This window comes from Thermoanaerobacterium sp. PSU-2 (genome assembly GCF_002102475.1).
In the GTDB taxonomy this organism is placed as follows: domain Bacteria; phylum Bacillota; class Thermoanaerobacteria; order Thermoanaerobacterales; family Thermoanaerobacteraceae; genus Thermoanaerobacterium.
In genome coordinates this window covers 1-4,289 of sequence record NZ_MSQD01000028.1, presented here as the reverse complement: position 1 = coordinate 4,289, position 4,289 = coordinate 1, and the positions used below count along the sequence as shown (strand labels likewise).

Sequence of the window (4,289 nt, the reverse complement as noted above, 5' to 3'; positions counted from 1 at the left end):
CATTATACTATTTTGAATAAAAATATGAGCTTGAAAAGAGCAAACTTATCGAAAGATAAGGACGCAAAGCCACGGGTCTAAAGCAGATTCTGCTAAGATGGCCGGGTTGCCAGCTTACTAATTGAAATAGGGCAACCGTGTGGTTATCCTATTTTTTATTTGTATATCAATGAAATTAGAGTAGAAAGGATGATGCAACAAAATTCAATATCATTGTAGAGTTTAATGAAATTAAATATTATTTGAGATGGAGTTGAAAGCATGAAATGGATTCAAAAAATATGGAAATAGATATTTATGATCCGTTAACAGGCCTTTACAACAGAAAATATGTTGAAGAAAGGCTAAGTGAATTAGATACTTTTAAAAACACTTCGATGGCAGTGGTTATGCTAGATATTAATGGCATTAAATTGATTAATGATACATTTGGGTATAGAGAAGGTGATAAACTTTTAAGAAGTGTTGCAAATGAGTTAAAGCATGGTTTAGGGAATAATGATATTATTGCGAGATGGGGAGAAGACGAATTTTTAGTACTCATGCATGACAGCAACATGGAAAATGCAGCAAAAAAAATTGAAACAATTGTTTCAACTAAAATAAAGTTAGGCGGAAAAGATGAACAGTTGAGTGTAGCTGTTGGAATATCTTCAAAGTGTAGATTTAAGGATTCAATTATTCAAGCAATAAAAGATGCAGAAGAAGAAATGAATAGACAAAAGTTTGTAATGAACAAGAGTCATCGCAGTGTTGTTGTCAATGCAATTCTTGCAACACTACATTTTAAAAGTTGGGAAACGGAGGAACACGCTAAGAGGCTAAGAGACTATTGTCTTATTATTGGAAATGAAATGAACCTTTCAATGAAAGAACTTAATGAATTAGCTCTTTTGGCAATATTACACGATATAGGCAAAATAGGCATAAGCGAAAATGTTCTAAAAAAGCGTGAACCGTTGACAGATAGTGATTGGACCGAGATAAAAAAACATCCAGAAATAGGATATGAAATCATTTCAAATATACCAGAGTTGAAGACAATAGCAAAATACATATTGCACCATCATGAAAGATGGGATGGAAATGGATATCCTCATAGACTGAAAGGAGAAAAAATTCCATTGTTTTGCCGTATTTTGTCAGTTGCAGATGCCTTTGATGCTATGACAAATGACCGCATATACAGAAAAGCGCTAAAAATTGACCAAGCAATTTCAGAAATAAAAAAGAATGCAGGAAGTCAATTTGATCCATGCATAGCAGAAATTTTTAGCAAAATTTATAGAGATATTAAAAGTTTAGTATGATTTACTTTCTAAACCTTGCTTAAATATCTTGTTGGAGGGAATTTGGCTTGAATGAATTATTAGATTATCAATATGTTGTATGTGAATTGTGTGGAGAGAAATATGCAATAAAGATAAATGAAGTGTATGAAATTATAAGATTTAAAAAAATCACTTATTTGCATAACAGCAAATCATATTTAGAAGGTATTATAAATTTGCGCGGGAAAATTGTGCCAGTGATTAATGTACATCGAATATTGGGACTTGAAGATTATTCTGATACTAAATCAACACGTATTGTAATATTAAGATTTAATGACGAATTAGTTGGTACTATTGTTGATAGAGTAATTCAGGTTACAAAGTTTTCCGATATTCAACCGACTCCTGAAGCGGTAGACGAAATAAATGGAAATTATTTTGAAGGGCTAGGTATTACACAAGATGGCGAAGTTATAGCAATAATGAAAATTGATAAATTGTTAAATGCGGAATATTGACAGGCAGGGGGTGTATAAATTGTATGATACTCCGGAATTTATCAGAGCTTTTCTTGACGAAGTTGATGAGCAACTGCAACTTTTTGAAGAGAATATTCTTAAGCTAGAACAAAATGTAAATGACGATGAAATAATAAAAACATTATTTAGGGTAGCACATACACTAAAAGGATCGTCTGCAGCAGTTGGATTTGAAAAAATGAAAATTTTAACTCATGAGATGGAAGATATGTTAGATAAGATACGAAGTGGTAAAATCAAAGTAATAAAACAGGTGATAGACCTTCTTTTTAAATGCCTAGATGAGTTAAAAACTCTCAAAGAGGAATTTTCAAATGGAGACATGAAAACTGATATAACTTTAATATTATCGGAGTTGCACAAATACATATCAAACGATCAATTATTGAAAGAAACTATGAATGCGGAAACAAATAAAAAATTTAATCTCGATTTAGAACAACAAATTCAAGTACAACAAGCTGCAGCATCTGGTTTAAATGTGTTTGTATGTGAAGTGAAATTAAAAAAAGATTGTGCTATGAAAACTGTACGTGCTTTTTTGATTTTAAATTTTTTAAACCAATTGGGCACTGTTATTAAAAGTGAACCTGATATAACAGACATGAATGATAATATTGATGTAGAAAGTATTTCGTATTTGTTAATTACTGAATTTAATAAAAAAGAATTAAAAATTAAAGTCTTAGATAGAATGTTGGAGATTGAAAGCTTTAATGCAGATTTGTTTGATTTAAATTTAATACATAGCCAATCAGATAATGTCGGTAACATGACAAAATCTAATGGCTATGAAGGACAAAATACAAATGAGACAAAGAATAAGGCAAATCAAACAGTTAGAGTGGATATAGGCAGATTAGAAAAAATGATGGAGATGGTTGGCGAACTTGTAATTGAAAAATCGAGAATTACTCAAATTGTTAGTTTGTTGCATGAGCGATATAATTCGGATAATTCTTTTGAGGATTTGGAGGAAATTTCAAATCAGATATCAAGGATAACAAATGAGCTTCAAGAATTAGTATTAAAAGTTCGCATGTTGCCGATTAAACAATTATTTAGCAGAATACCTCGTTTAGTAAGAGATTTAGCGAATTCTCTTCATAAAGAAATTGAGTTAGTTATAGAAGGTGAAGATACAGAATTAGATAAAACTATAATTGAAGATTTAGCAGATCCATTAATACATTTAATCAGAAATGCTGCTGATCACGGAATAGAAGCACCTGATGAGCGCTTAAAAGCAGGTAAAAATCCTAAGGGCAATATAAAAGTTAATGCGTATCATCAAGAAAATCAGTTTATTCTAATAGTTCAGGATGATGGACGTGGAATTAATTTGAATAAGGTTAAAGAAGCTGCGTTAGAAAAGGGAATAATTTCGCGTCAGGATTCAGACTTATTAAATGATAAAGAAATTTTAGAGCTAATTTTCAAACCTGGATTTTCTACTTCTCAAAGTATCAGTGATATTTCTGGGCGTGGAGTAGGAATGGATATTGTTCATAATAATATTAATAAGCTTAATGGAGTTATAGAAGTTGAAACAAAAGAATCGGAAGGTACAAAGTTTATAATAAAACTTCCATTGACGTTGGCTATTTTAAATGGACTTTTAATACGAATAAATAACGAAATATATGCTATTCCAGTAAGCAATGTAATAGAGATTGTACGGTTAAATGAAAAAGAAATAAAAAAAGTTAAAAAGCAAGATGTTGTAATTATTAGAGAAAGAACAATTTCACTAATTTGGCTGCATGATTATTTTAAAGTACCCAGGAAGAGAGGAAATAAAAATATTATCATCGTAATTTTAGGCGTTGCCGAAAAAAGATTTGGACTGGTCGTTGATGAACTTATTGGCAATCAAGAAATTGTAGTTAAAAATTTTAGCTCATACATAGGAAAACTTGATATTTTTTCTGGAGCAACTATTTTAGGTGATGGAAATGTAGCATGTATTTTGGATGTTGCTGGAATTGTGAAAACAACTGCGCTCAAAAAAATCTGTGACAAAGAATTTGTATAAAAATATTAAATAAAAATTTGAGGAGGTACAATAATGAGTTTTAAGGAAAATGTTGCAAGAAAATTGATAAAAGGTACGACATATCATGAAAATTTAAGGAGAGCAGTTTATGCTGTAGATGATATTGATAGTAGATTGGGAAAATTTATAGATCTTACCAGGAGGGTATTTGGTGGATTAAAGGAGCAGTCAACAACAATAGAATCTACTAAAATAGGTACTGAAGAGTTAACTGAAATAATAAATGATGTAGAAGAAAGTATAGAGCAATTAGTTAAGTTTGTCGATAATGCTAATAATTCTTTAGAAAAATTATACAGTCTTACTAATCAAGTAGCGGGAAACAGTGAAAGCACAGCAAGTTCGGTAGAGCAGATATCAGCGTCGATAGAGCAGATAAGCAAATCGATAAAAGGGGTAGCAGGGAATGCAGAAAGCTTA

At 31.0% G+C, this 4,289-nt stretch carries 3 protein-coding genes, 1 pseudogene and 1 riboswitch; all 4 genes and pseudogenes read left to right on the top strand.

Annotation, left to right across the window (positions count from 1 at the left end):
* Positions 1 to 28 precede the first annotated feature (28 nt).
* Positions 29 to 114: riboswitch (cyclic di-GMP riboswitch) on the top strand.
* A gap of 152 nt (positions 115 to 266) precedes the next feature.
* A complete protein-coding gene (locus tag BVF91_RS12880) occupies positions 267 to 1,310 on the top strand; it encodes a bifunctional diguanylate cyclase/phosphohydrolase (RefSeq protein WP_085113754.1) in 1,044 nt (347 codons plus the stop codon).
* Between the two features lie 47 nt (positions 1,311 to 1,357).
* On the top strand, positions 1,358 to 1,792 hold the full coding sequence (locus BVF91_RS12875; RefSeq protein WP_085113753.1) for a chemotaxis protein CheW: 435 nt from the start codon (positions 1,358 to 1,360) through the stop codon (positions 1,790 to 1,792).
* Positions 1,793 to 1,802: 10 nt separating this feature from the next.
* Complete coding sequence (locus BVF91_RS12870; protein ID WP_143589022.1) at positions 1,803 to 3,848, top strand: chemotaxis protein CheA; 2,046 nt, start codon at positions 1,803 to 1,805, stop codon at positions 3,846 to 3,848.
* A gap of 33 nt (positions 3,849 to 3,881) precedes the next feature.
* Positions 3,882 to 4,289, top strand: a pseudogene (locus BVF91_RS12865) (methyl-accepting chemotaxis protein); the annotation flags it as partial.

Bases quoted from the DNA above. Each gene is read 5' to 3' on its own strand.
- BVF91_RS12880 (WP_085113754.1), top strand. From the start codon at position 267: ATGGATTCAAAAAATATGGAAATAGATATTTATGATCCGTTAACAGGC.